Genomic DNA, 23,072 nt, shown 5'->3' on the forward strand with positions numbered 1-23,072 from the left:
TGTGCTGAAGCTTTTGCTTTAGCTGTCTTGCTCGCATGAACACTTGCTTGAGAAGCAGCTTTGTTTGCCGCTGATTTATTTTCTTTTACTTCAACAGCTTTTTCTTCAGTTACTGCATCCGGTGTTTCCTCTGCAGGTGCTTCTGGTTTAGTTACTACGGCTGAGTGTGCTGAAGCTTTTGCTTTAGCTGTCTCGCTCGCATGAACACTCGCTTGAGAAGCAGCTTTGTTTACCGCTGATTTATTTTCTTTTACTTCAGCTTTTGGTTCTACTGCTCGCGCTTGCCCTTTATTCACCTTTACTTCTTTAACTTCCGCTTTTACTTGTACAGCAGAATGAGAAGCGGCGTGATCTTTAGCTGTCAGGGATGCATGGACACTTGCTTGTGCGTTAACAGCACTTCCTTTTGCATGGTCCAGATTTTTATCGTTTTGAGCCGCTTCACTGACTTGCCCTCCCGCTAAAACACCAACTGAAAGTACTCCTGCTAACACGATCGATTTAACCATTTTATTTCCTGTCATACGTTTTTTCATTTTTTATTCGCTCCTTTTTTCTTTTACTTATCAACTGTTTTGATTTTGTATATTAAGAAAAAAGGAACAATTTTGGAGGCTGTGATGGGGGTGCATTCGTCCATTGATTGCTAAATTCTTTGATTCGCCATATATAAAATTGATTGATTTCCAGCGCCCAATCATACTTCCAATCCAACCATTTATCTGTATAATTCAGAGGGCCATTTCCCTCTTTTTTCCGATCCTTAGACGCTCCTCCTGAATGATGAGATTGTGCCGGCGTGAACGCTTGTTTTTCATGCGGAATACCTTTATCTCTTCCAGATGAAGGGACACCCTTTTCTGATTCACCGAAAACAAATACGGGTTGGATATTACTTTTCTTGTTTACTATAGGCTGATCTTTGACTTTATCATCAGATATTTCTTTAACTTTATGAATCGACTCACCCTTGGCTGGATTAACAGGCTGTTCGGCTTGTACAACCTGATCTTTTGTTTTTTCTTCAGGTCCAATGCTTTGCGGAATCTGTTCAGAAGGTTTTTCAGTTATAACCGGTTGAATCGGTTCATCACTGTTCATCGAATCCCCCTGTTGAGCAGGCTGTTTTTCATGAACAGATTGATTTCCTTTCTCGGTTAGTTCCCTCTTTTCTCCTCTGTTGCCCGCAGCCTTTTCAGGAACATGTTCTCCACTAGTCTGTTTACCCTTTTTATCAACAGCTTGTACAACCTGTTTCGCTCGATTGCTTGCTTGCTCCGGCAAAGTTCTCGTCAATTGAGCAGGTTTAACAACATTCGGCTTAACGGAATGTGGAACAGCAGGTTCTTTTTTCTCAATGATTTTTTTCTCAACTTTTACTTGAACATCAGCAGCTTTATTCTCCCTGCCACTGATTAGTTTTCGAGAATCTTTATTTTCATTCCCTTTAACTTGTGTTCGAGAAGCTTCACTTTCCTTACCATTGACTGATTGTTGAGCGACAGCAGATAAATTGGCTGCTGCCTCATTTGCGACGGGCTGTTTTGCAGAAGAATCTGCTTGATTGGCAAGTACAGCCGTCGGCAAAAATAAAGCTGCCCCTATCATTAAACAACTTGAAATGAATCGCTGAAGGTGCATCATTTCACCTCCTTCCAAATCCAAAATCATGTACCTTATATTAATAAATATATGATGCTCGATTTTTGTCGACTTTTCAATACGAAAAAAGGAAAATCGTTCCTTTTCACTACCAACCTGTTATTCTATTGAATTCTCCCGCTACATAGTACTAGTCCATGTCCTTCGCACACTTGAAAGTAAGGGCATTGTTACCTAAAAGTTGGATAAAAAATGGGACAAGCATCAGCGGCTTCCTACACGGGGACCAGAACAAAAATAATCTTGAACCCTTATGTACCTCTGTATAAGAATGATTAGATAAAAAGAAACACTATAAACACCGTCCGAATATATCGGACGGTGTATTCCTTGCCGTTTCTCTGTTCCTTTAAATTTCCTCCCTGATTATCTTATATGATCCATCCCCCACTCACCGTGACATATATAAGCAGCTGTTCCCTTTTTCCACACATGACCATGTTCATCCCATCTTATCGTCAAATCTCCTCCAGGTAGATGGACAGTGACTGGTTGAAATTTATCGAGCAAGTCATTTAATGTAGCAGCGACAACTGCTGCACAAGCCCCTGTTCCGCAAGCCATCGTGATTCCGGATCCTCTCTCCCACACTCGATAATCTATCTCTTGACGACTTTTCACTTGAACGATTCCTACGTTCACCCTCTCTGGAAACAGTCTAGAATGTTCAATGATGGGTCCAACTTTTTCTAAAGGAAATTTTTTTGCATCTTCGACAAATATAATCGCATGGGGATTTCCCATCGACAGGCAAGTGAGGTCATACACATTTCCACGAAAAGAATGGGGTTCATTGATTGTTGCAGCAGATGGATCTCCTTCCATCGGAAGCATTCCTTTTAGGAGTTTTGGCTCCCCCATGTCTACCGTAACATACTCCACGTCTTGTTCTTCTTTTACTTCCACCTCTACACTTACTACACCGCCTAATGTTTCAATCGTAAAATTAGGGGCTGTTGCATACTTGTGATCAATGAGAAACTTAGCCACACATCGCAAGCCATTTCCACAATTCTGTGCCTCTGATCCATCTTCATTAAAAATTCTCATTTGAAAATCAGCTTTTTTTGATGGGCAGATAAGGATGATACCATCAGCGCCAATTCCGAAGTTTACATCCGAGATGGCTCTAGAAAGCTGAGGAAAGTCTTGATTCTCAATGTCACCGGCTAATTGATTAAAAATGACGTAAGCATTTCCTAGTCCATGCATTTTAGTAAATAACACGTTTCTTCTCTCCTTAAAAAATAAAATGGGAAGTGCTAAGTCTTGCTTTGATTTCCTGCAATACTTGCTGTTCTTCCTCTCTTCCATCAGCTTGAAATGTAACAGAAAAACGGACATATGCGCCGACATCATCCCATGGAACAGTGGAGATTAAATGCTCCTTAATTAAGTACTGGCTAAACTCCTCTGCCGACTGAAATTTCGGGCCGTTCTCTACCGCTTTTGGAATCCTCGTGTATAAGAAGAAGGACCCTTTTGGCTTTTTCGCATCAAATCCGCAATCACACAATATTTTTGATAGAAGATCGTGCCGTCGTGAATATTTATCTGCCGTCTGTTCTGTTATTTCTGGATGTAATAGTGCATAAGCAGCAGCTTTTTGTATAGGGATAAATTGACCAGAATCATAATTATCCTTCACCGTCGCAATGGCAGTAATGAGCTTAGCATTGCCAGCGGCAAATCCAATGCGCCAGCCTGTCATATTGAAAGATTTTGATAATGAATGCAGCTCTATACCAACCTCTTTTGCACCCGGAACAGATAAGAAACTCAGCGGGCTTTCATTGTCAAAAACAAGTGCAGCATAAGCAGCATCATGTATAACAATCAATTCGTTTTTCTTCGCAAACTGGACGACTTCCTCAAAAAATTCGCGGTTCGCTACAGCCCCTGTTGGGTTATTCGGATAATTCAAGTAGAGAAGCTTTGCCCGTTTTAAAACATCTTCACTCAATGAATCTAACTTTGGAAGAAATGAATTTTCTGCAAGCAGCGGCAGATGAACAACTTCTCCTCCTAGATACTTTGTATGAGTTCCTAAAATAGGATAATTAGGGGTGGGCATAATCGTAATATCTCCCGGGTTTATAAAGGCTGTTGGAATCATCGCTAGAGCGGACTTAGAACCAATTACATGGTTTATCTCCGTCTCCGGATCAAGATCATCAACAGCAAATACCTCTTTCATATAAGCTGCTGCTGCTTTCTTAAACTCAGGTATTCCATTATCTGCATAAAAACGATTTTCTAGTTTGCCAGCCTCCTTTGCTAACCCTTTGACAACCGATTGATCTGCCATCCAGTCAGGCTCACCAACACCTAGATCAATCAATTCCATATGAGGATTTGCAAGCAGAGCTTCTCTTTTTGCTCTTTTAATTTTTTCAAATTTATAGATTTTCTCTGTTAAGCCAAATTGCGATCCGCCTATTCTTTCCGCAAATAGCTGTTGTATATAGTCAGCTTTCATCTCTATTCCTCCCAAACGATCAAGCCATTTTCTTATTGCCAATACTAACATTCAGAAGGTTAAATTTATTTAGATCAAATAAATAAACATTTGCACTTTTATGTATATAAGAGCAGAAAAGCTGGTCCATAAGCAGTTGCAGGCAGCCATTTCTGCGTGATTGATCCTCCCCCGTCGTTACAATAAAAAAGGAGCACTTCAAAGTTCGCGTCTAAGCGTTCTCTTAAGTACTCCCAAAATATTAAAATAAACTTGATTAACGAACGTCTGATGGATTTTTCCCTGTGTATTTTTTAAACTGTCTGCTAAAGAAATGGGGATCATTATAACCAAGAGCATAAGCAGCTTCTGTCACTGTCATTCCTGAAGAATGTAATAAATGCTCTGCTCTTTTGATCCTTGTATAAACGATATATGATTTAACGGTCTGCCCAATAATCTGTTTAAACTTCTCGGAAAAATAACGCTGAGAAAGATTTGCACGCGTGGCTAAGCTTTCAATCGTATGCGGTTTCCCAGGATGCTGCTGAATATAATTAGCAGTTTCTCGAATCGTTTCTAATAAATGATGGCTTGTATCCTCCATTAGCTTTTCCTTTTCTTGTTCTTCTCTCAATAAATGAATCATCAATTGTTTCAATATTAACTTTGCCTCAATATCCGCACCAAAGGTTTTCACTAAAAACAAACGCACATATTGGGTTAACAACGATTCAAAATGGATCGTATTATCAATGATTCGATGGGATGGAGGGACGAATCGAGGTACTTCAGTTACATCAAAGTGAATATAGGTTAATTTAAGAGGTCTCTGGGGTTTGTGTGCAGCGGTTATGAGATCGCCAGGTTTAAAAAGAAAACAGTGTCCTTTTTCCACCTGGTAGGACTTTCCGTTTAATATGACGGTGCCTTCACCATTCCATATATAAAATAAATCATAATTCGGCATCGGTTGATCGCGCTTTCTCCACTTCCAGTTCGGTTCACAATAAATAGTCGCAAATGATGGTTTCAGAATAAACTGATCTGGATTTATATAGAGCATCTGACTCCCCCTCTATAACAATAATGACCTATTTTAGTTTATTCCGAATTTGAAGGTTTACGCAAATGAGACACACCAAAAATGCTCCTCGCGGGAAGTGGGGGAGCAGCCCCCCCTTCTTTAGTATCTGCCATTTTTAACATCCACATCTAATTTTCTTCTATTTAAAAATAATGCCAGTGGTAAAGTTAATAACATGAAATACCCTAACACTATGCACTCTTCTTTTAATACGATCCATTTTTCATGTTGAGCGCTTTCTCCCAACCGATTGATCATTTGCCAACGAACATCGTAATAAACTGTCAATATCATCACTGGAATGAAAGATGCTCATCCTTCGTTTTAATCATTTCCCGATTTTGTCTGCTTATTTTTAATTGGGCAGTTGCCACAATAACCAATTCCTTCAGGATCCTTCATTAATTTATGGTACATACAGCACGTTCTCCGATATGGAGTCACTTTAAGTTCTTCTCCTATTTTCAAATAAGGTTTAATCGGATTTTCTTTTAAATTAAACAATTCTCCACTAGCATTTTTCAGGAAATTGAAATCGCTATTTAACCTTTCAATTTTATCTGGATTTAGTTCTTTCGCTAATGTTTTCTTATAAATGGAGTTAATTCGAACGGCTACGTTTTCCCACAAAATTGCCGATGAAACACGAGTTGTCGTTTTCAACATGTCTAAAATCGGCGTAATATGAGAAGAAAAAAGGTGACGGAGCACGTTTTCACACCAGTGCTCCCTCGTCATACTTTTTACTTCTTGCCATTTGCATATATCTTCTTGAATATATAATTTACGTTCTTTACTTAATGTGCATGCATTTACTGGAAAGTTAAGGACACAGTTGAATTCTAACATACAATATAAAGTGGACGACACAACGAGATAAGCATATCTTTTAGAAAACATTGAAGCTGTGACTGATAAATTCGGTGCTTTTATCTCCGTCATTTGTGTTTGTAGAAACGATAGACATGTTTCCTCATTTAACAAATCTGTTAGTTCTATCTCCATCACACTGTCGTGTTCTAGATATATACCGAAAGCCTTCAGTTCATTCAAAATCATACTGTGCATTTTTATCATCCTTAAAATGAATTTCAATTTTTAATCAGTAAATGTAATGCGTTGATGCTGTGTTTATGATAATGAAATCATTTCCTTATACTCTTCATTTATACTAACCCGCCTGCCTTTACCGTGTGGAATACATAAAGGAGTCCCAAATAACGGATCTTGTATAATATCACAATTCATTTGAAAAACATCTCTGACCATATCCGAAGTTATTACTTCTTCTGGTCTTCCTTGTGAATATACCTTTTTATCACGTACAGCTATAATATGATGGGCATAACGGCACGCTAGATTCAAATCATGCAAAACCATAACCACGGTTCTGTTTTCTAATTCATTTAGCTCAAATAAAAGGTCTAGAATTTCGATTTGATGGGTCATATCTAAATAGGTTGTGGGTTCATCTAGCAAAATAATATCCGTTTTCTGCGCTAACGTCATCGCAATCCATGCTCTTTGCCGTTGTCCACCAGATAAGGAATCAACAGACCTGTTAGAAAGTTCCTCCATTTTCGTAGCTTTAAGAGCTTGATTCACGATTTTTTCATCTTCACTAGACCATTGCTTTAACCAGCTTTGATGTGGGTACCTTCCTTGTTTAACAAGCTGTAAAACCGTAAGTCCTTCTGGAGCAATCGGTCCCTGTGGTAAAATAGCAAGACGTTTAGCTACCTCTTTTGTAGATAAATTTCCTACCACGTCTCCCCCTAGTAATACATGACCTGATTTTGGTTTTAGAAGACGTGCAAGTGAACGTAATAAAGTAGATTTTCCACACCCGTTAGCTCCAACGAATACGGTGATTTCTCCAGTAGGAATTTTCAGATCTAGATCTTCTATAATAATAGTGTCACTATAACCCAGCGTAAGAGAGCTTGTTTCTAATACACTCATGGTCTCAACTCCTTTATTGTAAAATCACATACAATATCATTTATATATTTCGATTTCTATATAATAAATAAATAAAAAATGGCGCTCCAATGCCCGCTGTAAATACACCAGCAGGTATGTCAAGTGGTAAAAATGCTGTCCTTCCAACAATATCTGCCAACACAACGATAATCCCGCCGATTAATGCAGAAATAGGTACTAAGCCAGCAAATGAACGTCCAATGAGCATTCTAGCAATATGTGGTGCAATTAATCCGACAAATTCGATTCCACCTGCAAAAGCTACTGAAGAACCTGCTAGTGCTACACTAATAAAAATGAGAAGAAAACGTTGAGTTTGTACTTTTACACCAAGTCCCGCAGCAACATCGTCACCCAATTCCTTTACACTAACCGTCCTAGCTAATACAAGAGAAAATGGAATGAAGATAACCATCCAAGGCAGCATGGAATAAACATCCTGCAAATTAGTCCCATACAAACTGCCTGTCAACCAAAGGTAAGCCTTCGTCGTTACAGCCGTATCACTAAGGACAATCATCAGCATGACGATTGCTTTCATTGCTGCTGCGACACCGATGCCAATCAGTACTAGACGGATAGGTGTCACTCCCTTATTCCATGCTAATAAATAAATCACCGCCGCTACAACTGTTGCCCCAAAAATCGCCGTAAAAGGAAGAAATTTTAAACTTACCGTTCCCATAAAAAAGACGATAAATATAATGGCTCCTACTGAAGCCCCAGCTGTTACCCCGATAATATCTGGAGAAGCAAGGGGATTTCTAATAATGGATTGTAAGATTAATCCTGATACGGCAAGTGCAGCTCCCACCATAAAAGCAAGCAACACTCTTGGCAGCCTCAATGTATTTAGAATAAAATCATATTCGCCGCTGCCATACCCGAATAAATACTTGACAACTGCTTGAGGACTAATAAAACTGCTTCCGATCGATAGACTGAGTATAAAAAGTAGGATGGAAATGAAACTTAGCAGCAGAAAAATCATCAATGTTTTTTTGGCTGCCTGAAAAGATACAGTGCCTGATTTATTTCTAAATGATAGGAAGTTATTCATTTTTCGACAGCCCTCTCCGTGCAATATAAATGAAAAATGGAGTACCCATTAAAGCTGTCATAATACCTATGGGCATTTCTTGAGGCATAATGACCAATCTTGCTGCTACATCTGCCAATAGCAAGAGGCTCGCTCCAATTAAAGCACTAAAAGGGATGATCCAGCGATAATCTGAACCAACAAGCCCCCTAACCATATGAGGTACAATTAAGCCAATAAAACCAATAGAACCAGCTACTGCTACTGATCCACCCGCTAGAATAATTACAGCAACACCTATCATTCCTTTAATAAAGACCGTTCTTTGACCTAAGCTTTTAGCGACATCCTCACCTGACATAAGAATATTAATGGGCCTCGCCAAAAATAATGTAAGAAGACCCGCACCAACCATAAATGGCAATACAGGTAACAACATATCCATACTCCGTCCGGCAACAGAACCTGCCAGCCAAAACAATATACTTTGTATTTTCTGTTCATCAATAACCAATAAGCCTTGTGTAAAGGAAACGAAGAGAGCCGTTATCGCTGCACCCGATAATACAATTTTAATAGGAGATAACCCATCCCTTCCTAATGAGCCTAAAAAATAGACTAACACACCTGCAACCCCTGCCCCGAGAAATGCAATCCACATGTAACTTGTTAAAGAATCAACTGAAAAAAAAGTGATGGCAAAAACAATAAAAAATAAAGCCCCGGCATTAATTCCAAAAATATCTGGAGCTGCCAACGGATTTCTTGTCAACGCTTGCATTAGAGCCCCTGCTAATGCAAGATTAGCACCGATTACAGTTGCAATAACAGCTCTAGTCAACCGTGACGTTGTAATAACGACATGTTCTGTAATAGTTTCATCGAAATAAAAGAAAGCATCCACTACTGTCTGTAACGGAATTGATGTTTTACCAAGCGCAATACTTAATATAAAAGATATAATAAATACTAAAAAACAAATGAATAAACCAACCGCTTTATATTGTAGACGTGAAAATAAATTCCCCATATAATTCCTTCTTTCGATACTATGTACTACATACTAAAAGTATTTCGTTGGCCCACTGTATACTCCTGGAACATAAACAAAAATAGGAGAAAAATGATTTCCTCCTCCTATCTCTGCATTCCATATCTATTTTTCTAACTCAAATCTGTCATAGATATCATCTAACATCAGGTTAGCCGCTTTAATTCCGCCGCCCATATTCCAGATGATTTCATCAACTGTGTAAACTTGGTTTGCTTTTACAGCATCAAGATTTTTCCATAATGGATGATTTGTCCACTCATCATACGTTTTCTTAACAGCGGGATCATCTTCCATAAAGATATAAAATACATCCGCATTCATGTCAGAGATGCTTTCTTTATCAGTAAACTTGACTACATCTAACGATGGATCCTGTAAGTTTTTTGGCCCTTCAAAGCCAAGCTCGTTTAGGATCGATCCCGCAAAACCTGTAACATACACTCGCGCATGGTCAGCTCTAAAGTTTAAAACAGAAACATGTAACGGCCACTGATCGCCTAATTTTTCTTTAATTTTGCTTTGGAAATCAGCAACACGATTATCCCAAGCTGAAAGGATCTCATTTGCTTTTTCTTCTTGATTCATTGCTTTGCCCATCAATTCTACAGTACCTTTAAACTCAAAAACTGTCTCATGTGCAACGGTTGGCGCAATAGCTGTTAATTGATCATAGATTTCTTCATGACGCAGCTTTGAAGCGATAATTAAATCTGGTTTTAATTTAGCAATCTCCTCTAAGTTCGGCTGTGTTTCATCTCCTACGATTTGTACACCTTCTAAATCACTTTTTAGATAATCATATACCGGTTGCTGCAGCCAAGATTCTACTGCACCTACCGGCTTAACTCCAAAAGCCGCCGCCGCATCACTTGCTCCTTGATACAACGTAACAATTCTCTTCGGCGTCCCTTCAATCTTTGTTGTTCCCATGGCATGTTTGATCTCACGAACATTTTCTGTTGCTTCTGTCTGTTCTGTACCTTTACTTTCATTGGAACTGGATGCCTCTTGTGAAGATTCATTTCCACAGCCAACTAAAAGCATGATAAAGGTTAAAATAATGCCAAGAAAAGAAAATGATTTTTTCTCCCTAAATGAATATGTACTTGCTAACATGTAATTCCCTCCTGCAATCTCCCTATATTGATAATGATAATTATTATCATATCCTAATTGATATTTTAAATGAAAACGATTATCATTGTCAAGCCAACAATGCAATGAATAAACGGTAAATAAAATTAAACACCGACTAAAACGATATTCGTTTTTTGTCGGTGTTTTTATACCTATTCCCTTCTCCCTAAAGAAGAAAGGAGGGTTGAATCCAGATCTACATGTTCTTGCTCTGCTGAAGAAGTTTGGACTCTCCTGTACGTTCCCATTCTTCTACTGTTTTATATGCTGTTTCAGGAGAATACCCTTTCCCTACAAGAACCCCCATTAGAATAAATTCTTGAAGAATGTGCGTAGCATTGATTCCTCTTTTAACATCCTCTAATCCTTCTTTCACCAAAAATTCTGTGTACCGGATCCATTCATCTGGAGTCTTGCCGAAAACAACGGTATTTCCATTACCATGCCCTTCTTCCGCAGCCATTGCATCCGCTTTGGTCACATGGACAGTACCAAACGGATGGTTAGGAGGAGCATATATCGAGTAAAGTTTTAGCGGAATATTACCCGTATTGGTTAGATTGTGCCACGTTCCGGCCGGCAGCATGATCGCGGAATCATCAGAGACATTTCTCTTAAAGTTTAAATGATCCTTACTCTTGCCCATTTGAACAATCCCCTGACCTTGTTCAATACGTAAGAATTGATCCACATCAGGATGCATTTCCAAACCAATATCTTCGCCAGCATTGAGACTCATTAAAGTAACTTGTAAATGTTGTCCTGTCCATAAAGCCGTACGATACGTATTGTTTTGCTTCGTTGCTTTATTAATATCAATAACAAACGGTTTTGGACCATAATCTGTTAATTCAATATCTTTATGGCCCTTAGAAGAACGGAAAGAATCAAATGGGTTTCTCTGCCCTATTTCGTTAGGATAATTCCTGTAAACAGACGGCCTTCCATAGTTATACATTGGCGCATTCACATAATAAGGGTATTGATACATATAAGGAACATAATACATTTATCTCTCCCAATCCCTTCATATTTTATAAAATTGTCCTATGCGCTATGCGAAGAAACTGTACTCCCATTCGAATTGACTTAACTTTTATACATTGACGATCTATTAGCGGGTTTCGTTAAAGAATATTCTCAACCAATAAAAATTCACGATAAAAAAGAGTTTTCAGTACTCTTCATCCCTATATTTATTGAATTGAAAGCAGTCTATCCTTGAGAACCATAAATGGCTAAATCCTGATAGTCCAATATAAACATATAGCCATTCCATTTTAACCTATTTTGAATAGTGCCTAAAGTATCTGCATGGTATGTTCCAGCAATCTGTTGATAAGCAATGAGGTTATACACACCATCAAATGCAAAATCAATTGGGTATAATCCGCTTATAGGATCAACCCACCCACTGATAGGCGTCTTCAATTTACCATTCACATCATATATTTCATTTAAATAATCAGACCCTCTTAGTGATAAATCGATCAGATATCTTGTATTATTTCTTTTACTCACTACTTCAACCTTGTAATTATCTTTGTAAGTAACATCATATTGATACGCTTGGTTAAACGCATCAGAGTCAAACAACAAACGTGGTTCATTATTAACAAAAGAATAAATATAGTTATTTGTCGTTCCGCCACTGCCGCCTGTAGGGATGGTAATTAAAATATCATTGATCCCGTCTCCGGTAAAATCCCCCAAAAACAGCATAGGACTATATCCCATATTTTTCTTCAGGGGAATACTAATGGAAACTCCTGTCGCTCCATCTCGGATTCCGAGGGTCATATTTTGTATAATGGAAACATCTGTTTCTCTGTAACCGGTCACGTATACAATATCGGGGATCAAGTCACCATTTACATCACCAGTCGCTGAAGCAACTACACCAGAAATTCTCATGTTTGGATTGAAATAATATCTATTCATATATTAGACTCCCTGGATAAATTTAATTATTACAATACCCTATGCACTAAACGGGGCACTTGTTCATACTTGCTAAATTCAGACAGGCACTTAAAACTCTATGGGGTATACAATAGAGTGGAAGGAGTGTCAGCTATGTCTTGGCAACAGAAAATTCCGTACTTCATCAATCAGCCTATTGGAGTCTCGTTCGCAGACGGAACAGGAACGGCAGGGGTTTTATGCGGGGTCTCTGATGGAAAGCTTCTTGTTATGGAATACCTATATCAAACACAATTCGCCTTAATGCAATATGATTTGTATACGATTCAAGACATACATGGATTTCCGCCTTGTCCCGGTCAACAACTACTATATTAATGAGAACACCCTACAAGCCTTTCATCATTTTTGATAGTCGTCTTGGTCGTATTCTTGAAACGTCTGTCATCCAAAAAAGCTTGATAAGCGAATGTTAACAAACCAAAAACCACTCCCTGCATTTTATAGGAAGTGGTTTTTGCTATTGATATAAATGATTTACATGACTGCTTCTCCAAATGAGGAAAATAACAGCAGCTATTTCTTTAGAATCTACCTCTCTAATTTGAAGAACAGCAGTTGAAAAATCATTATCCTTAATTTTTATTAAGTTTTCTTCAAGACCCGTTTTACTTTTATGCATAACACGACTTCTTTAAACCCTATGAACCGCCTTAATATCACTTTTTTTCATCTGTAACAATGATGTTCGCTGATCTATTAACGATTCTTTTATTTCTGCTGAAATGAATTGGCTTGTAAGAGAACGTTCATTTTCGTTTAGAAGGTCATCGATATTTTTATCACCTTTAATTGTTAATACTTCCCCCTTTTTCGACTTATTTGCTTTTGGGATATACCATTTATCAAATTCCTTTATTCCAAGTTTGTTGAACATTTGATGGATTTCCTGTTTTTCTTGTTTCTCCATCTTGTCAGCAAGAATTTCCCATTCATCAACCTTTTCCATATATGTATCGAATTCATCATACATTTCCCTTTTTACTGAACGTTTTTTCGGAAATGGACGAGATTGTGTGTTTATTTTATTACTTCTAGGTCTGTTATGTTCGTCAGATAATTCCTCCATTCCATCCATTTTTCTAGTAAAGCGTTTAAAGCTGATTACTAAAAAATCAATCAATCTCCATAAACCAAATATGATTCCGAATGTAACAGCACTCGGTATTAAGATATATAATAGAAGGCTTACCCAATTTAAAAATGACATCTCTTTTCCTCCTTTTGTCTATGACGACTTTTTCATAATCTTGAGAGGAACTGTTTGAATAACTTCTTTTGTTACCTTATGAACAAGTTTCAAACTTGTACCTTTCAAGCTCTTTACGTCTACATCTTTAGACAAATAAAATCCAATAACCTCATAACTGTTTACCCCGTCAAATTTCACACTCGTGTCGATGCTTTTTAAATTAATTCCATTTTCTTTGTTATATTTCATTAAATTGTGATATTCCTGTTCAATCTCTTCTCCATTCTCTTTAACGAGGACGTATTTCAATTTATTCTCTTTTTCTTCCATTTCTTCAGGAATCCAAGAGCCTAACACTACACTGTAGCTTGGAGGGAATAGCCTGCTTCCCTCATCATAAAAAGTATCAACAATCGCAATAGCGCCCCACTCTCCTGCTTTTTTCCCCTGAAAATACTCATCGTATTCGTTCTTGATGACATATGGATATTCCGAATTGATATACATTGGTTGATCTTCTTTGAACGTGACTTCATCAATATTTTGTACCTTAATTTGAGAAGTGGCACTAACTCTAACTTCCTCTTCGATATAAAAAAGTCCAAATACAAAGCCGATTGCAAGTGAAAATAAGCCAAGCGATATTAATTTATATGTATAGCCGGGACGAAATGCAACTTCTTTCACTTTTTTGGATTTTTCTTCCCAATCTAGTTCAAGAGGAGTTAATGATGTTGTTCTGGCAGTTGTTCTGGCGTTATTATCATTTGTGATAAAGATGATGTTCATTTTTTCTTCTAACCGCTGAAGATATGACCCTATTATCAAATCATCTTTTACGTTTGTTCTAAGTCCATTACTCCTTACAAACTCCTTGTTTACAGGAACAATTTCTACTTTATTCTCCCTATGTAAGTTAGCAATATTTTTTAAAGCAATTCTAGCATTTTGACTAAGTTCAGAAGCGCTGTCCTTTATTTTATCAAGTTCATAACGAACCTGTTGGCTAATGAGTATCGTAATTTTCGTTTTATTTGTGATCACCGTAGTAACGTAAGGGTGTTCAAGAAGTACATCTGTATCAAATGCAAAATAGCAATTGGACTTTCTACTAAAAACCTTTGCAGCACGAAAAATACTTCCTTCTGAAAATTTAAACCTATTTTTAGAAGTTGTCAGTCTATGATTTCCCTTTTTAAATTGATTCTTTCGATGTTTATATCTTCTAGCCAATTGACGGCCTTTTTTCAAAGAAAATATAGATAAGACAAGTAATATGGCTATCCCCCATTTTAAAAAAAGACTAATTGTTTCAATCTGTTCCAAAGGCTCCGCCTCCTTTATTATTTTAGAAATTAGATATTAGCATCTAACCATTCAATCGTTTCAATGACATTTGTAACTGGAATCACTTTCATTCTAGGTTTTTTTCCTATAAACTTAAAAGCCTCATCAAACTGTTCTTTTGGGACGATAAATACATCCGCCTTATCATCTGCTGCTGCGAGAGCTTTAAGATCAATAGTTCCAACAGGTAATACATTTCCGTTTTCATCTATATTTCCTGTTATCACTATTTTTTTATTTGAATGAACCCATTTTTTCTCTTCATGGACTCCAATCAGTGCAAGTATAATTGCTAGTGAATCAGAGTTTCCTGTTGTTTCTGTCCCGATTTTGATTGGCAAGAGGAATTTTTCTGCCTCTTCCTCCCCATAGTTAGTGTAAGCATATTCTTCGAACACATTATACTTTTCAAGTTGAGCATTATTCGAATCTATCTTTACATTTAACGATGCTATCATAGCTTCTTTAGTAGAATCGTAACTCTTCCAAGAGTATGCTTGGTAAACCTTTCTATTTTCCCACATCACTTTTAGAAAATCTGTTCTATTGAAAACTGGGATCATCAAGGCTGTTACTTTATACAGATTCGTATCTTCTTTTGTCTCAACATCCTTTGTTATTGGGAGTGTGTAACCCTGGGTGTATATAATGGAATTTTCCGGAATTTTAAAATAGTAGTTAACGCTATAAAACAAAATATAAAGTAAACATCCAATGACTATAACTAGAGGCACCGTCTTCACGACAAATTTTCTAGTAAATAATTGATCATCCATTCGTATCCCCTCCATCTATTTTTCTATATTTCTTAAATGGAGACTCATATTTAGGGGATACTTTATCATTTTCTTCGATTCCCCATTCACCTTCTCTCTCACCTTCTTTAATAAGAATCGCTGGATATTTCTCGTCTTTCATTTCAGTTAAAGTTCTTGCATCAAAAACACGTTGCATGGCAGGATAAGTAATCAACCAAATATTATCTGCTTTTCTCATTTCCGATTCAAAAAACTTGTCCCTATCCATAGCCTTCCTCAAGGTGCTGCTATCTTTGAGTCCCCAAAGTTTTGTCGCCTCCGATAGAGATAAAATATCGGTGATAGCAAGTTGGTTTGACTCTTTATATCGTATTGGACCTTGTATTGAGATTAAATTTTTAATTTTTATGAATCGCAGCTTCCTTACATCTATTTCAATTCCACTATCTACGATCTCATATACATAAACACCTAGATTCAACAAGATAGCATCCGCAGCAGCATCTAAACGATGCAACTCGACAAATCCATCCCCTTCTGCTTCTTTTGCAAAAAGTCTTACTGGCCAAAGCCTCGATAAAGAATGAGTATACACTTGAAATGCTTCCAACATAATCTCTCTCCCAAAATTTGATTGTGACAAAGTTGGTACGATATCAGGAACAGTTGATTTTATTTTCTTTATATTAACAATTTGTGATAAATTTAACAAGGAAAAAACAGTCGTTTTTCCTATATGCAGCTAGTTCTTCTGTCTCAATACTAGGGGTATTTTCCTTTTGAGGAATCATAAAAAGCTCAGGTAAAATAATGGAAAGACTAGGTGATGATTACTCTTTATAAAAAAAACGAGCAGCAATACAGCTATCCTATTGTCATTAAAACCGGTCAAAACAGGATGGCGAGGCTGCTTACGATTGCAGGATTAAATAAAACATTAGCACCGCATTCTTTAAGACATACACATGCCACTTCCCGCAGATTTGGCAACAAACGATGGACAGACCCAGCCGTTCGGATAATCACATATGTACCTCCACATAACTCAAGAAATGAAAAAAAGAAGCCTCCCAAAAGTTCAGTGAACTTTTGAGAAGCTTCCCTTATATTCCTTGATGTTAGTATTTCACTCTCATCTTACTAACAAACAGGGTTGGAGGCACTTATTACATCATGCCGCCCATTCATTTTGTGATATAACAGAAGATAATAGGATTAAAAAAAGCCTTTAAATTAACGTTTTAACATGTTTCAACTAAATACGTTTAAGTATTGCAAAAACAGATAGCACACAAATCTGCACACAAAAAAGCTAATCTAGGTAAATGTGAGTTCTTTCATTTCACCAATTAATATCGAGAAACACGGTATAGGCTAAACCCTTTTATATCAAGGTTTAGCCGTTTTTTAGTCGTATAGATTAACCATCATCACAATCTCATCAATTACTTCTTGCAATTCTTCAAGCGTAACAACAAACCATTCTTTAGGAACTAACATTTTTCCGTTTGGTCCTAGAATAGAAACATCCAAATTATTATTAGCTAGTAAGTGATGAATTGTCGTTTCAAATTTGCTTCCGTTCATATTGAACACTTGATAAGTGGTTACGATCTCAACCGGAGCATAGAGGTAAGTTGATTCATTCTCTGCATTCCTTATCCTTTTTTCTACCGAACCTGTAGTAAAACCAATCTTGTATAAATTCTTAATGGATCTAATTTGCGGATCGGTACTTAATGATTTTAGCACGTAGATAAAACCTGTAGAAACATCATCCTCTCTAACATTATCCAATAATGTCTCTACATTGTCGGTTACTCGCCTTCCGTGCTTATAAAGTTCAGCAGATAATGAACGGAGTAACATATCAGATTCCGTTCCATTTTCAAAAATACACCGAAGTCGTGCATTAGTTTTATTCTTTATCTTTTTACGTTCTCCCACATTTTCTACATAAAGGAGTACTCCCTTTAATACATAGAAACTATTTGGTTCGATATCCTGTTCATTTTTGAAAGGTACAATTTTTCGTTTACCCTCTGTAAGTTCTCTATGACACTTCTTGAATAGTTCCTCATATTTCGCAAAGTCCTTCAACTTTTTCCGCTTTGCAACGTATTCAGGCATAGTGGTCACCTTTTGAAGCGAGCTTGTATCGAAAATCGATGTAACTGAATCTTCTAATTTACTATCTCCCAGCAATTCCGATGAACCGCTGTTTAGGATATCATCTATAGAAGAGATTTTTGGAATGTCAACTTCCTTTTGCTGCATTTTCAGTAACCCAATTTCATCATACTTTTTCAGATGCTCCATACGGTCAGGGTCTTTTCGAATTCCATTTAATCTACTAGCAAGACTTCTTTCGGTTAAATCAGTAGGAATTTTATATGGTTCACGTCCATTTTCTTTAACAAAATCAACAATCTCTAAAAACTTCTCAACTTCTAGATCATACTGAACTCTCGGAGCTTTTTTAGGAGTTGTTAGGATTTCATCAAACAGCGAACTGTTAAAAATTTCATCAATTGAATGGTATCTATTTGCCATTTCCACGTTTTCTCCTTAACTCTTGCATGTAAATAACAGCTTCACCCATTCGTCTTTCTATCGGGTCATCGGATTTTGGATCAGGTCGTCTTCCTTTTGTTTGGAAGAACTCTTCAACCTTTGGCCAAATGAAGACTAATTCATCTTCATCAAATGAAATACGTTTTGCATCAATAGATTCCTGAATCAGTTTCAAAACTGGCGAGTTCAACTCTTTTGATATAACCTCGAACGCTTTTTGGAATGGATTTATAGAATCAATAAGATTAATGTCTAATTCCTCAATGTTTACGAACTTATCCGCCATACGAATAAATTCTTTACTTCCTACGACTTCCGATTTTGCACCTTTCATTACAGTATCTAATACAACATGCTGCCTTACTTCCTCAATTTCTTCATCTGATAAATTCGGATAAACTTTTTGAATTACTTTAGGAATCAACACTTTATTCAAAACTTTTGGATCCACTTCTCCAGTAAACGTTTTTTGGACTTGCGAATCTTGCATGATTTTTGCTTTTAAATCATTAATATCATTTTCGATAATCTTTTTTACATTCTCTGTTGACGGCTCTTTTAATCCCTTAACGAACAATTCTCCAGTTGTAGAAGATTTATCGCTATCATTTCTTCTTCTCTTAAATTTAAAATCAGGTGTAAGGACCTGTTCCATTAAGAGGGAAGCAGAAATGGCTTTAAGCATTGTATTTACCGTATACGTTACTACTTCATCCTTTGCGTCAGGTTGTGCAATGAGGTTGGTAAATTGAGCATAGGTTTTGTTATAACTATCTCTAGTACAACGCCCAATAATTTGCACAATTTCTGTAAGTGAGCCACGATAACCTACTGTTAAAGTATGTTCACAGAATGGCCAATCGAAGCCCTCTTTCGCCATACCTAGAGCAATGATTATATCTAAGTCATCTAGCTCCTTAACATTGCGTAAATACTCTACGACTTTTTCTCGTCCAGCTTGATCATCTACCAAATCGGCAATCTTCAATATTTTCCCGTCAGTATGTCGCTTAACATAGATGATTCCAGTCTCTTCATCTTGGTAATCTACTTCACCTATCAAATCAAGAATCTGATTCACTTCATCGTATTTATCCTTTGTCGATTCGCCTGAATTAACATTTGGTATATGAACGATTGTCTTCAGATTCGTATCCAAGACCTCATCAATCGCTGATGTGTACTTTTCTTGATAGAAATGATATCCAATCCCAAAGCCTTTTAGATACTCATATCCATCAAGCTGTTCATAGTACGAATAGGTAACCTTATTGAACAATTCCTCATCTTCGGGTAAAAGAATCGGCACAGAATCCCCACGAAAATATGAGCCAGTCATCGCGACAATGTGCACTGATGAATTGCGAATGATACTACGAAGCAATTCCCCTAATCGAGAATTATTATCTGCCGAAACATGATGAAATTCATCAATCGCAAGCAAACAGTTATCAAATGCTTTATCGTCTATTTTTTCGAACGCAAATCGTAATGTGGCATGGGTACAAATCAACACTTTGTCGTCAGATTCCATGAAACGAACAAAAGCATTAACTTTTGAACTATCTCCACCGGCACTCGTTAAGTTATTTCTAGCATCAACATTCCAATCTGCAAAGAAACCATGACTCTTCAAATCAGTATTTTTAAAAGAAGACCCGATGGACCGTTCAGGTACAGCTACAATCACTTTCTTCAAACCTTGATTAATGAGCTTATCTAAGCCGATAAACATTAACGCCCGAGATTTACCTGACGCTGGCGGTGCTTTGACTAATAGGTATTGTGAATCACGTTTCTCGAACGCTCGTGCTTGCATTTCACGCATACCGTATTTATTTGTTTTTTTGCTTTTTCCAGTTTGGTTGTAATTAATTTCAACTATATTTTCCATGCTGCCACCTTACCGTTCTCTCATTTCTTGATACATTTTAAGCAATATTTCTAAACGTTCCTTATCGGATTCAAAAACTTTTTGACGGTATACTCTATCTACTATTCCATCTAATTTTTCATGGGCTAGCTTTAAATCTGCTGGCATTCTTTCAGAATTATATAGGTCTGCTAATGTACCGCCCAGCTCTTCACGAAGGTCAAGAATTTCAAAAGTGGCTTCTTCAATTTCATTTTTTCTCCGTGTAGATAATTCAGGAACAGGAAATGTGTTGTAACATAACCCAGCAGTGTATCTATAATCACTTTTTATTCTACCAGCCACCGCTTTTACCCAAGCCATATGCATTCGTGAAAGCAAAATGCCTAGAAGATAAATATCAGCCCCATAAATCACAAAATTTGCGTTTGATAAAATAATATCTGCATTAGCTAATCCCATGGGAATATAGGATCTATTTTCAGAAGAATGGGATGGAACAACAATAGCAGTTAAGTCTTTGTGTCTAACTTCACCAAAAGAATAAGGTTTCTCAGCTAATTTTTTTGTTGATGCACGCTTACTATTAAGTCTTGTATCTCTAACTTTTTCAACCCTTTGCTTAATTGAAGGATATTTTATTGCTTCAGCTACCTCATTAGGCTCTATCCATATACAATACCTATAGTCTCCATTAATGAATTCATCTGAACCAACAAATTTTCGTATATATTTTTCTGCACCTGGATTTTTCAAAAGAAATTCAGGATATTCCTCTCTTGTCAGAAGTAAATTTCCACCATCATTAGGCATACTTCCAAAAGTTAGCTTAGGTAAATTACTTATAGAATCTTTAGCGGAGTACACTAAGACATTTGAACCTTGAGTTAGATATGGTGTTATGTTATCAACCAATTGAACTGAATCCTCTAAAAAGAGGCTTTTCTGTTTATTGATAATATCTCTTGCATTTAATCCAATAACAACAACTATAACCCCAGCATTATTTTTTGCATTGTTATTCCACTTAAACGATGTATGTGCAAAAGAGATTTCAACCCCATGTTCAAATAGCGAAGGCCATAATATTGAAACTTGTTCACCTTGAGAAATACTATTAGTAGATACAAATGCAAGTTGGGCTTTAGATTTAGAAATGTATTTACTCCCCAAGAAAAACCACCCTGAAATATAATCCAGCATTTTATAGTTTTTTATATCTGAAAATATCGATTCTAAATCTTGCTTGTGTTTCATATTCTGTCGCTTTGCACCTAAATATGGAGGATTACCAAATAAATATACTTCTTCATCTTTACTATGTGGACAAACTTCATTCCAGTCCACATGTAATGCATTAGCACAGAGTATTTCACCAGCGGATTGAAGCGGGAGAGTAGCACGAACCTTATCATTAAAGATTTCTTCTAGCTCCATATTCATTTGATGTTCAGCAATCCAAAGCGATAACTTCGCAACATCGTGTGCAAAATCGTCAATCTCAATTCCATAAAATTGATCAAGTGTCACTGAAGGGAGATACATGATATATTCTGACAATTCTCTCTGTCTTAACAGGATCTTGATTTCTAGCCGCCTTAGTTCCTTATAGGTAATAATTAAGAAGTTTCCTGAACCACACGCTGGATCAAAAAATTTGATTTTCCCAATTCTCTCATAAAGCAGGTTCAGTTTATCCATGCTGTTATACGCCTTTTCAAATTCTTCATACAAGTCGTCTAAGAACAATGGTTTAATTACTTTCATGATGTTTGGAACACTTGTATAATGCATACCTAAATGACTGCGGCTTTCTTCCGATGCCACAGCTTGAATCATTGAACCAAAGATGTCTGGATTAATTTTCGCCCAGTTTAACAATTCACCACACTCAAGGATTAGTTTTCTAGATTTTGTTGAAAAATTTAAATCTTCGTGTGGTTCCGTAAACAACTGTCCGTTTACATAAGGAAATTCTTTTAGATAAAATGGAACATCATCTCTTTCAGTCTTATCCAACACACCAAACAAGTCAGTAAAAAATTTATTTAGATCTGATCCATCTCCTTCAGTCAATGTCTTAATTGCATTTGAAAAACTTTTGCGAATAAAAATATCGGTATCTTCTGCAAATAAACAGAACAGCAAACGAATAAGAAATAGATCTAACCCTTTATTATTGTCAGTGATTTTGTTTTCTTTGCGAAGTACATCATATAGGCGGGCAAAACGTTCAGCTGCTTTAATATCTGCTGGGTTTTCTTTTTCAAAGTCGACTTTTTCAATTCCTTTCCAACCAAGGAAAAAATCGAAATGTTGAGGTAGTTCCTCAAACTTAATATCTATAGCCCCCAGTGTCTTTGTGTCTTTCGCTAATATTCCATCAAAGTCAGTAACCAATAGGTAACGTGGCTTAGCTGAAAGAGCTTCAACCTGTTGTTCTACTTCAACAAATCCTTCAAAAAGCTTACCTTTCTTAGCTTCCTTAAACCACACCTTATTCTTTAGATGAACTTCACCAGCTCGCTTCGTAAGGTTCTGATTTCCGTTTTTTAAACGTGTAATTGTAGCTCGTGGAATATCATAAACATCGAGTAATTCATACAAGAAATCAGAATGATCTTCCTGATTCACTATTTCAACAATTTTATCTTCTAAATCAATAATCGCCATTTCATTTTTCCTCCGATAAATACTTTTCAGCCCTCTTAATTTTTTTATCACTAAAACTAAACCTTAACCACAATCTTTACGATTGTGGCTATACTCTCTTGCAAAATTCCCTTTTTGGACATAGTGCACCGTTGCTCCAGTATCCTCAATGGCTTCGTTACTTTACACATTCTATTGTTAGAATAAAATCGAATATATCAAAACAACTACCCATTCTTTATTTATTGTCAAAATTATTATTTTGATTATAAC

20 protein-coding genes and 1 pseudogene are annotated in these 23,072 nt (G+C 36.8%); 1 reads left to right on the forward strand and 20 read right to left on the reverse strand.

From position 1 onward, the window contains the following. The 12 genes and pseudogenes from QYG89_RS16305 to QYG89_RS16360 all read right to left on the reverse strand — a co-directional run. Window positions 1-536 (reverse strand): annotated as a pseudogene (locus QYG89_RS16305) (hypothetical protein); the annotation flags it as partial. A gap of 52 nt (window positions 537-588) precedes the next feature. Beyond that, window positions 589-1,644, reverse strand: coding sequence for a hypothetical protein (locus QYG89_RS16310; protein ID WP_404319177.1), 1,056 nt, complete (start codon window positions 1,642-1,644; stop codon window positions 589-591). A gap of 384 nt (window positions 1,645-2,028) precedes the next feature. Next, the gene (gene dapF, locus QYG89_RS16315; RefSeq protein WP_404319180.1) at window positions 2,029-2,889 is read right to left on the reverse strand and encodes a diaminopimelate epimerase; all 861 of its coding nucleotides are present in this window, start codon (window positions 2,887-2,889) and stop codon (window positions 2,029-2,031) included. Between the two features lie 13 nt (window positions 2,890-2,902). Further along, a complete protein-coding gene (locus QYG89_RS16320) occupies window positions 2,903-4,141 on the reverse strand; it encodes an LL-diaminopimelate aminotransferase (RefSeq protein WP_404319182.1) in 1,239 nt (412 codons plus the stop codon). A 256-nt stretch (window positions 4,142-4,397) separates the two neighbouring features. Next, window positions 4,398-5,186 carry a helix-turn-helix domain-containing protein gene (locus QYG89_RS16325; RefSeq protein WP_404319183.1) on the reverse strand — a complete coding sequence of 263 codons (789 nt, stop codon included), beginning with the start codon at window positions 5,184-5,186 and terminating at the stop codon, window positions 4,398-4,400. Window positions 5,187-5,531: 345 nt separating this feature from the next. Beyond that, entirely contained in the window at window positions 5,532-6,275 is a 744-nt protein-coding gene (locus tag QYG89_RS16330) for an IucA/IucC family C-terminal-domain containing protein (RefSeq protein ID WP_404319186.1), read from the reverse strand. Between the two features lie 63 nt (window positions 6,276-6,338). After that, window positions 6,339-7,169: an ABC transporter ATP-binding protein gene (locus QYG89_RS16335; protein WP_404319188.1), complete on the reverse strand. Its 831-nt coding sequence runs from the start codon at window positions 7,167-7,169 to the stop codon at window positions 6,339-6,341. Between the two features lie 40 nt (window positions 7,170-7,209). Continuing rightward, entirely contained in the window at window positions 7,210-8,250 is a 1,041-nt protein-coding gene (locus tag QYG89_RS16340; protein ID WP_404319189.1) for a FecCD family ABC transporter permease, read from the reverse strand. After that, the gene (locus QYG89_RS16345) at window positions 8,243-9,259 is read right to left on the reverse strand and encodes a FecCD family ABC transporter permease (RefSeq protein ID WP_404319191.1); all 1,017 of its coding nucleotides are present in this window, start codon (window positions 9,257-9,259) and stop codon (window positions 8,243-8,245) included. Before QYG89_RS16345 ends, QYG89_RS16340 begins: the two co-directional genes overlap by 8 nt. A 126-nt stretch (window positions 9,260-9,385) precedes the next feature. Then, window positions 9,386-10,399: an ABC transporter substrate-binding protein gene (locus QYG89_RS16350; RefSeq protein WP_404319192.1), complete on the reverse strand. Its 1,014-nt coding sequence runs from the start codon at window positions 10,397-10,399 to the stop codon at window positions 9,386-9,388. 217 nt (window positions 10,400-10,616) lie between these two features. Beyond that, the gene (locus QYG89_RS16355; protein WP_404319195.1) at window positions 10,617-11,429 is read right to left on the reverse strand and encodes a cupin domain-containing protein; all 813 of its coding nucleotides are present in this window, start codon (window positions 11,427-11,429) and stop codon (window positions 10,617-10,619) included. 206 nt (window positions 11,430-11,635) lie between these two features. Next, complete coding sequence (locus tag QYG89_RS16360) at window positions 11,636-12,361, reverse strand: VCBS repeat-containing protein (protein WP_404319197.1); 726 nt, start codon at window positions 12,359-12,361, stop codon at window positions 11,636-11,638. Between the two features lie 135 nt (window positions 12,362-12,496). On the opposite strand from QYG89_RS16360, the gene QYG89_RS16365 reads away from it, so the two are divergent. Further along, entirely contained in the window at window positions 12,497-12,721 is a 225-nt protein-coding gene (locus QYG89_RS16365) for a hypothetical protein (RefSeq protein ID WP_404319199.1), read from the forward strand. A gap of 142 nt (window positions 12,722-12,863) precedes the next feature. Here the strand turns inward: QYG89_RS16365 and QYG89_RS16370 are convergent, their stop codons facing one another. The 8 genes from QYG89_RS16370 to QYG89_RS16405 all read right to left on the reverse strand — a co-directional run bounded on the left by QYG89_RS16370 (window position 12,864) and on the right by QYG89_RS16405 (window position 22,820). Next, window positions 12,864-13,025 carry a hypothetical protein gene (locus QYG89_RS16370; protein WP_404319201.1) on the reverse strand — a complete coding sequence of 54 codons (162 nt, stop codon included), beginning with the start codon at window positions 13,023-13,025 and terminating at the stop codon, window positions 12,864-12,866. Window positions 13,026-13,037: 12 nt separating this feature from the next. Further along, window positions 13,038-13,613 carry a hypothetical protein gene (locus QYG89_RS16375; protein ID WP_404319203.1) on the reverse strand — a complete coding sequence of 192 codons (576 nt, stop codon included), beginning with the start codon at window positions 13,611-13,613 and terminating at the stop codon, window positions 13,038-13,040. Between the two features lie 18 nt (window positions 13,614-13,631). Further along, window positions 13,632-14,921 carry a PIN domain-containing protein gene (locus QYG89_RS16380; protein WP_404319205.1) on the reverse strand — a complete coding sequence of 430 codons (1,290 nt, stop codon included), beginning with the start codon at window positions 14,919-14,921 and terminating at the stop codon, window positions 13,632-13,634. A 29-nt stretch (window positions 14,922-14,950) separates the two neighbouring features. Continuing rightward, on the reverse strand, window positions 14,951-15,718 hold the full coding sequence (locus tag QYG89_RS16385; protein ID WP_404319207.1) for a S16 family serine protease: 768 nt from the start codon (window positions 15,716-15,718) through the stop codon (window positions 14,951-14,953). Continuing rightward, window positions 15,711-16,313: a helix-turn-helix domain-containing protein gene (locus tag QYG89_RS16390; protein ID WP_404319208.1), complete on the reverse strand. Its 603-nt coding sequence runs from the start codon at window positions 16,311-16,313 to the stop codon at window positions 15,711-15,713. Before QYG89_RS16390 ends, QYG89_RS16385 begins: the two co-directional genes overlap by 8 nt. A gap of 794 nt (window positions 16,314-17,107) precedes the next feature. Continuing rightward, a complete protein-coding gene (locus QYG89_RS16395; protein ID WP_404319213.1) occupies window positions 17,108-18,253 on the reverse strand; it encodes a GIY-YIG nuclease family protein in 1,146 nt (381 codons plus the stop codon). Next, on the reverse strand, window positions 18,243-20,168 hold the full coding sequence (locus QYG89_RS16400) for a DEAD/DEAH box helicase (RefSeq protein WP_404319210.1): 1,926 nt from the start codon (window positions 20,166-20,168) through the stop codon (window positions 18,243-18,245). The genes QYG89_RS16395 and QYG89_RS16400 overlap by 11 nt, the downstream gene beginning before the upstream one ends. 9 nt (window positions 20,169-20,177) lie before the next feature. Next, a complete protein-coding gene (locus tag QYG89_RS16405; protein WP_404319212.1) occupies window positions 20,178-22,820 on the reverse strand; it encodes a class I SAM-dependent DNA methyltransferase in 2,643 nt (880 codons plus the stop codon). Between the last annotated feature and the right edge of the window lie 252 nt (window positions 22,821-23,072).

This window comes from Bacillus lumedeiriae (assembly GCF_044891285.1).
In the GTDB taxonomy this organism is placed as follows: domain Bacteria; phylum Bacillota; class Bacilli; order Bacillales; family Domibacillaceae; genus Pseudobacillus; species Pseudobacillus lumedeiriae.

Bases quoted from the DNA above. Each gene is read 5' to 3' on its own strand.
- QYG89_RS16375 (WP_404319203.1), bottom strand. From the start codon at position 13,613: ATGTCATTTTTAAATTGGGTAAGCCTTCTATTATATATCTTAATACCG.
- QYG89_RS16365 (WP_404319199.1), top strand. From the start codon at position 12,497: ATGTCTTGGCAACAGAAAATTCCGTACTTCATCAATCAGCCTATTGGA.
- QYG89_RS16330 (WP_404319186.1), bottom strand. From the start codon at position 6,275: ATGCACAGTATGATTTTGAATGAACTGAAGGCTTTCGGTATATATCTA.
- QYG89_RS16405 (WP_404319212.1), bottom strand. From the start codon at position 22,820: ATGGCGATTATTGATTTAGAAGATAAAATTGTTGAAATAGTGAATCAG.
- QYG89_RS16390 (WP_404319208.1), bottom strand. From the start codon at position 16,313: ATGTTGGAAGCATTTCAAGTGTATACTCATTCTTTATCGAGGCTTTGG.
- QYG89_RS16345 (WP_404319191.1), bottom strand. From the start codon at position 9,259: ATGGGGAATTTATTTTCACGTCTACAATATAAAGCGGTTGGTTTATTC.
- QYG89_RS16360 (WP_404319197.1), bottom strand. From the start codon at position 12,361: ATGAATAGATATTATTTCAATCCAAACATGAGAATTTCTGGTGTAGTT.
- QYG89_RS16325 (WP_404319183.1), bottom strand. From the start codon at position 5,186: ATGCTCTATATAAATCCAGATCAGTTTATTCTGAAACCATCATTTGCG.
- QYG89_RS16370 (WP_404319201.1), bottom strand. From the start codon at position 13,025: ATGCATAAAAGTAAAACGGGTCTTGAAGAAAACTTAATAAAAATTAAG.
- QYG89_RS16310 (WP_404319177.1), bottom strand. From the start codon at position 1,644: ATGATGCACCTTCAGCGATTCATTTCAAGTTGTTTAATGATAGGGGCA.
- QYG89_RS16400 (WP_404319210.1), bottom strand. From the start codon at position 20,168: ATGGAAAATATAGTTGAAATTAATTACAACCAAACTGGAAAAAGCAAA.
- QYG89_RS16335 (WP_404319188.1), bottom strand. From the start codon at position 7,169: ATGAGTGTATTAGAAACAAGCTCTCTTACGCTGGGTTATAGTGACACT.
- QYG89_RS16395 (WP_404319213.1), bottom strand. From the start codon at position 18,253: ATGGCAAATAGATACCATTCAATTGATGAAATTTTTAACAGTTCGCTG.
- QYG89_RS16350 (WP_404319192.1), bottom strand. From the start codon at position 10,399: ATGTTAGCAAGTACATATTCATTTAGGGAGAAAAAATCATTTTCTTTT.
- QYG89_RS16340 (WP_404319189.1), bottom strand. From the start codon at position 8,250: ATGAATAACTTCCTATCATTTAGAAATAAATCAGGCACTGTATCTTTT.
- QYG89_RS16320 (WP_404319182.1), bottom strand. From the start codon at position 4,141: ATGAAAGCTGACTATATACAACAGCTATTTGCGGAAAGAATAGGCGGA.
- QYG89_RS16385 (WP_404319207.1), bottom strand. From the start codon at position 15,718: ATGGATGATCAATTATTTACTAGAAAATTTGTCGTGAAGACGGTGCCT.
- QYG89_RS16355 (WP_404319195.1), bottom strand. From the start codon at position 11,429: ATGTATTATGTTCCTTATATGTATCAATACCCTTATTATGTGAATGCG.